At 75.1% G+C, this 5,982-nt stretch carries 5 protein-coding genes; 1 reads left to right on the top strand and 4 read right to left on the bottom strand.

Annotated features, from left to right (window positions below; genetic code table 11):
• Positions 1-69 precede the first annotated feature (69 nt).
• The 4 genes from ACFWXO_RS04890 to ACFWXO_RS04875 all read right to left on the bottom strand — a co-directional run bounded on the left by ACFWXO_RS04890 (position 70) and on the right by ACFWXO_RS04875 (position 4,499).
• On the bottom strand, positions 70-1,194 hold the full coding sequence (locus ACFWXO_RS04890; protein WP_380522286.1) for an RCC1 domain-containing protein: 1,125 nt from the start codon (positions 1,192-1,194) through the stop codon (positions 70-72).
• Positions 1,195-1,322: 128 nt separating this feature from the next.
• Positions 1,323-2,537, bottom strand: a complete 1,215-nt coding sequence (locus ACFWXO_RS04885) for an AI-2E family transporter (RefSeq protein WP_380522284.1) — start codon at positions 2,535-2,537, stop codon at positions 1,323-1,325.
• 157 nt (positions 2,538-2,694) lie between these two features.
• Entirely contained in the window at positions 2,695-3,357 is a 663-nt protein-coding gene (locus ACFWXO_RS04880) for a LuxR C-terminal-related transcriptional regulator (RefSeq protein ID WP_380522282.1), read from the bottom strand.
• Complete coding sequence (locus tag ACFWXO_RS04875; protein WP_380522280.1) at positions 3,345-4,499, bottom strand: sensor histidine kinase; 1,155 nt, start codon at positions 4,497-4,499, stop codon at positions 3,345-3,347. The genes ACFWXO_RS04880 and ACFWXO_RS04875 overlap by 13 nt, the downstream gene beginning before the upstream one ends.
• Positions 4,500-4,612: 113 nt before the next feature.
• On the opposite strand from ACFWXO_RS04875, the gene ACFWXO_RS04870 reads away from it, so the two are divergent.
• On the top strand, positions 4,613-5,839 hold the full coding sequence (locus ACFWXO_RS04870) for a serine hydrolase domain-containing protein (RefSeq protein WP_380522278.1): 1,227 nt from the start codon (positions 4,613-4,615) through the stop codon (positions 5,837-5,839).
• The last annotated feature ends 143 nt before the right edge of the window (positions 5,840-5,982 follow it).

Here is a 5,982-nt window from a genome sequence, read left to right as displayed (position 1 = left end):
GGGGGGTGGGGGGGGGGCGGGGTCGGGGGGGCCCGGGCCGGGGCGGGCGCCCCGGCGCCCGGACGCGGGTCAGTTGGCGACGCTGAAGTCGCCGCCGACCGCGGCGGCGATCTTGTCCACGCCGGTCAGTGCGGTGAGCGAGGTCACCGGGGTGGAGCTCTCCGTGGTGGTGCCGTTGGCCAGCTGGCCGGAGCCGTTGGCGCCCCAGGAGCGCACGGTGTTGTCGCCGAGCAGGACGATGGTGTGCTCACGGCCGCCGTCGACGAGTTGGACGCCGGTCAGGCCGGGGACGGGGACGGGGGTGATCCGGTAGTCGGTGGTGCCGTCGCCGATCTGGCCGGAGGTGTTCTGGCCCCAGGCCTTGAGCTTGTTGTCGCTGTCGGTGACGGCCAGGCTGTGGTTGCCACCGGCGGCGATGCGGGAGACCCCGCCGAGCCAGATGCCCTGGGTGTCGACCGGGGTGTAGCGGTTGACGGTGCTGTTGTCGCCGAGCTGTCCGGTGGCGTTGTAGCCCCAGGCCTTGACCGCGTTGCCGCTGGTGGGCTTCGTGCCGCCGCTCGGCGGGCCGATCAGGGCCAGGTTGTGGTTGGCCCCGGCGGCGATCAGGGTGACACCAGTCAGGTCGCTGACCGGGGACGGGACGTTGCGGCTGGCCGAAGTGCCGTCGCCCAGCTGGCCGTTGATGTTGTAGCCCCAGGCCCAGACGGTGCCGTCCTCGCGCAGTGCGAGGCTGTGGTTGAGGCCGCCCGCGATCGCGATCACCTTGTTGAGGCCCTCGACCCGCACGGGCACGCTGCTGTCGGTGTTGGTGCCGTTGCCCAGCTGGCCGTAGTTGTTCTTCCCCCAGGCCACCACGGTCCGGTCGGCCAGCAGGGCGAGGCTGTGCGAGCCGCCCGCGGCGATGTCGGTGGCGTTGGAGAGGTTGACCACCTGGCCGGGCGCGTTGTGGCTGAACACCGAGCCGTCTCCCAGCTGGCCGGAGTCGTTGGAGCCCCAGGACTGGACCGTACGGTCGGTCAGCAGCGCCAGGCCGTGGCCGTTGGTCGGGCCGGTGCCACCGGCGGCGATCCTCACCACCTCGGCGCTGGTCAGGCCCAGCACGGTGGTGGCGGTGGTGCGGAAGTCCGTCCAGGTTCCGTCGCCGAGCTGGCCGGAGCGGTTGTTGCCCCAGGCCTTGAGTCGCTTCTCCGCCACGTCGTTCTCCTCATGGGTGTGCTGTCGGTGGACACCTGCGGTCGCATCCTCGGTGACAGCCGGGCGGGACGGGGTTTCGAAGTTCGATCTTCACTCGAACGGGCGGTCTTCTGCCGATTGCCCGGATTTCAGTGCTTCGAGATGCCTGGACCGTTGCCCCCTGGCCCGGCACGCCCCCGCGCCGCCGGCGGTCCGTGGTCGCGCAGCTCGGTAAGTACTGCCCAGGCCACCGACACCACCGGTACGGCGACCACCGCGCCCAGTACCCCGGCCAGCACCGCGCCGCCGATCACCGACAGCGCGATCGCCACCGGGTGGATCCGCACCGACCAGCCCAGCACCAGCGGGTGCAGCAGATGGCCCTCGATCTGGCCGATCACCACGATCAGCGCCAGTACCAGCAGCGCGACCACCGGCCCCCGCGCGGCCAGGGCGACCAGCGCGGCGATCGCCAGCGCGATCGGGGAGCCGATCAGCGGCACCAGCGCCGCGACGAACTCCACCACCATCAGCGGCAGCACCAGCGGCACCCGCAGGAGCGCCAGCGCGAGGCCGACCAGTGCCGCGTTGACCGCCGACACGATCAGCACCCCGCGGGTGTACCCGGCGAAGGTGCGCCAGGCGGCCTGCCCGGCCCGGCCCCAGACGGGACGCGCCCGGGCCGGCAGCTGGCGCTGCGCCCAGCTCCACATCCGGTCGCCGGAGTGCAGGAAGAACACCGAGCAGAACACCGCGAGGGCCAGCCCGGTGACCAGCTCGACGGCCCGGCTCGCGCCGCTGAGGGCGGTGGTCAGCAGCGCCGAGCGGTGCGCCGAGACGAACGCGCCGACCTTCGCCCGCAGGTCGGTGACCGTCCCCGGGCGCAGGTGGAAGGGGGCGCCGGTGAGCCAGTGGTCGATCCGGCCGAGGCCGCCGCGCAGCTCGTCGCCGATCCGGTTCCACTCGTCGGCGACGTTCGTCCCGACCAGCGCCAGCACCCCGCCGACGACCACGAGCGCGCACAGGAACGCCACCAGCACGGCCAGTGACCGGGGCAGCGTCCGGGCCAGCAGGTCGACCAGCGGGCGCAGCACCGAGGTGATCACCAGCGCCACGAACAGCGCGATGACCGGCACCTCCAGCTCGCCGAGCACCCCGACGGCCAGGTAGGCGGCCACTCCGAGCAGTCCCAGCCGCCAGACGTACCCGGCAGCGGTGCGCAGCCCGGCCGGCACGTGCTCGACGGGCGCCGCGGGCCGTGCCGGCCGCACCGGCACCCGGGGCGGGCGGCTGCCGAGCGGCCGGGGGCGCCGCGCCGGGCGAGGTTCCGGGCGGTGGTCGGGGCGGTGTTCGGGGCGTCCCACGGCGGGCTCAGCCGGGGGTCCCGTGCGGTTCCGGCCCGTGGGTCGTGCGCGAGTCGCTCATGGGGCTCGCCTCCTCCGTCCTCGGCCTGCTCCCAGCGTCTCCCCGGCCCCCGGACCCGCACACCTCGGCGGGCTTCCGGACCGGTGCCGGAGGGCGTCAGGGGTGCCCGACGGCCCTCCGCCGGCTGAGGTAGGTGAGGACGGCGAGGACCCGGCGGTGGCCGCTGTCGGCGGGTGAGAGGCCGAGCTTGGCGAAGATGTTGCCGATGTGCTTGTGGACGGCGTTGTCGGTGATGACGAGCCGGGTCGCGATCGTGGTGTTGTCCTGCCCCTCGGCCATCAGCGCGAGGACCTCGCGTTCGCGCGGGGTCAGGGCGGCCGTCGGGTCCTGGGCGTGCCGGGTGAGGAGCTGTCCGATCACGTCCGGGTCCATCACGGTGTCCCCGGCGGCGACCCGGCGCAGCGCGTCGGTGAACTCGCTGACCCGGCTCACCCGGTCCTTGAGCAGGTAGCCGATGCCGCCGCGCCCGTCGGAGAGCAGTTCCCCGGCGTACTGCTGCTCGACGTACTGGGAGAGGACGAGCACGGGCAGGCCGGGCTGCTCCCGGCGGGCCCGGATGGCGGCGTGGATGCCCTCGTCGCGGAAGCCGGGCGGCAGCCGGACGTCGACGACGGCGACGTCGGGCCGGTGCTCGGCGACGGCGGCGAGGAAGCCCGGGGCGTCCTGGACGATCGCGGCGACGCGGAAGCCCTTGGCGGTGAGCAGGAGTTCCAGCCCGCTGGAGAGCAGGACGTTGTCCTCGGCGATCACGACCCGCACGGCACACCCACCGTGATCGTGGTCGGGCCGCCGGCCGGGCTCCGGAGGTCGAGGGTGCCGTCGAGCGCCAGGACGCGCTGGCGGATCCCGGCGAGGCCGGTGCCCAGCCGCTCGTCGGCGCCGCCGCTCCCGTCGTCGGTGACCTCGATCGACAGCCGGTCACCGGTGCGGGCGACCCGTACCGCCGTCCGGGTGGCGCCGCTGTGCTTGGCGGCGTTGGTGAGCGCCTCGGCGACCGTGAAGTACGCGACGGCCTCGACCGCGGCGGGGAGGGTGCCGAGGCTGCCGACGTCGAGGGTGGTGTCGAGGGCCGCGTCGGCCGCGAGGGCGGACAGTGCCCCGGTGAGGCCGCGGTCGGCCAGGATCGGCGGGTAGATCGTCCGGATCACCGCGCGGAGCTCCACCATGGCCTCCTCGGTGGTCCGGTGGGCCTGCGCCAGCAGGGTGGCGACCGTCCCGGGGTCCTCGTCCAGGAGTTCCCGGGCCACGCCCAGCCGCATCGCGATGGCCACCAGCCGGGCCTGGGTGCCGTCGTGCAGGTCGCGTTCGATCCGGCGGAGCTCCGCGCCGTGCGCGGTGAGCGCCCCGGCCCGGGTCTCGGTCAGCGTCTCCACCCGCTGCGCCAGCTCCTCGGAGGCCGACGGCGCCAGCAGGGCCACACAGGTCCGGGCGTGCAGGCGGGCCAGCCGGGGGACCAGCCAGACGGTCAGCGCGGCGAAGGCCAGCAGCTGCGCCGTCCCCAGGGTCAGCGCCGGGCCCCACCCGGTCAGCGGGGCACCGGCGGCGAAGCCGCCCGCCCGGGTGCCGGCGGGCAGCGCCCACCACAGGGGCACCGTGACGGCCGTGGTCAGGGTGTTGCCCGCGCACACCACCGCGACCAGCCCGAACGCCAGGCCGCTCAGGAGCCAGGCGCCGAGCCACCCGAGGAGGCGCGCGGTGCCGGCCCGGACGGGGCCGGAGGCGGGTGCGCCCAGCAGTCCGTCGGCGCGGCGGCGCTGGCGGCCGGCCCACGCGCGCGCCGCAGCCGGGACGAGGAGGACGGGCAGCACGAGCACGGCGAGCGCGGCGGCGAGCAGGCTGCCCAGCAGGTAGCTCAGGGCGCGCCAGGTCGCCGAAAGCCTTTCGGCCGCAGGGAGGTTCATCCGCCCAAGTCTGGATCACGGCGAACCGGCCCGGCACTACAGCCCACTACCCTGTTTTCCGACCGGCTCGGGGTACCGACCGGGCGCGGCGGTCGGACCTAGCGTCAACTCCCATGAAGAAATCACCGATTGGCGCCGCAGGACGGCGCGGCCGTTCCGTACGGCGGACCCTGGTGTCGGCCGCCGTCCTGGCCGGCGCCCTCGCCACGACCGTGCCCGCCGCCGCGGCGGCCCGGCCGTACGACGACCGGAGCCTGCTCCGGCGGGACGCGGCCGCGCTCACCGCCCTCGGCGTGACGGGCGTGCAGGCCCGGCTGGTCACCGCCGACGGCCGGACGGTGACCGCCACCGGCGGCGTCGCCGACGTGACGACCGGACAGCCGGTGTCGCCGGACGGCCACTTCCGGATCGCCAGCGTCACCAAGGCCTTCGTGGCCACCGTCGTCCTCCAACTCGTCGGCGAGCACCGGCTCTCCCTGGACGACCCGGTCGAGCGGTGGCTGCCCGGCGTGGTGTCCGGGAACGGGAACGACGGCGGCGCGATCACCGTCCGCCACCTGCTCCAGCACACCAGCGGCCTCCACGACGACTACCCGGACTACAGCTCGGCCGACGACTTCCGCCGGCACCGCTACGACGGCTCCACGCCCGAGCAGAGCGTCGACCGGGCGCTGCGCCACCCGCCGGACTTCCGGCCCGGCGCCGACTTGCGCTACAGCAACACCGGTTACGTCCTGCTCGGCATGATCATCGAGCGGGTCGGCGGGCAGGCCTGGTACCAGGAGGTACGGGACCGGATCGTCCGGCCGCTCGGCCTCACCCACACCTTCCGGCCCGGGACGTCCCCCACGCTGCCCCGGCCGCACGCCCGGACGTACCAGAGCTTCCGGCCCGGCGAGCCGCCCGTCGACGTCACCGAGCAGGTCGGCCTGGGCATCAACGGGGAGGCCGGGCTGGTCTCCACCACCGCCGACCTCGACCGCTTCCTCCGGGCCCTGCTGGGCGGCCGACTGCTGCCGCCCGCCCAGCTCGCCCGGATGCAGCAGACCGTTCCGGTCGGCGAGGAGTTCCAGGCGCTCATGCCGGGGGCCCGGGACGGACTGGGACTCTTCTCCCGCCCGCTGACCTGCGGCGGGGTGTCCTGGGGCCACGAGGGCGGCGACGCCGGCTGGATCACGGCGACCGGGGTCACCGCCGACGGCCGGCGCAGCGTCACGCTCTCGCTCTCGGGCGTCCGCGCCGACACCCCGGACGACGTCCGCCGGATCGAGCAGGCGGAGAGCCGGCTGGTCGACGACGCCCTCTGCGGCGCCCCGGACACCGACCACCGCCGCCGCTGAGCCGCCACCCGTCGGGGCCGTGGTCCCGGCCCTGGCCCCCCGGCCCGACCCCTGCGTGTACGTGGGGCCCGCGCCCCCCCCCCGACCGCCCCCCCCGCGGCCCCGCCCCCGACCGGCCCGCGACCCCGGGGGGGAGAAAGGGA

Source organism: Kitasatospora sp. NPDC059088, from assembly GCF_042738155.1.
Taxonomy (GTDB): Bacteria; Actinomycetota; Actinomycetes; order Streptomycetales; family Streptomycetaceae; genus Kitasatospora.
Note: the sequence above shows the minus strand (reverse complement) of the source record. Positions and strands in the feature narration are given on the sequence as shown.

Excerpts from the sequence above, each read along its gene's own strand:
- ACFWXO_RS04875 (WP_380522280.1), bottom strand. The coding sequence starts at position 4,499 with ATGAACCTCCCTGCGGCCGAAAGGCTTTCGGCGACCTGGCGCGCCCTG.
- ACFWXO_RS04870 (WP_380522278.1), top strand. The coding sequence starts at position 4,613 with ATGAAGAAATCACCGATTGGCGCCGCAGGACGGCGCGGCCGTTCCGTA.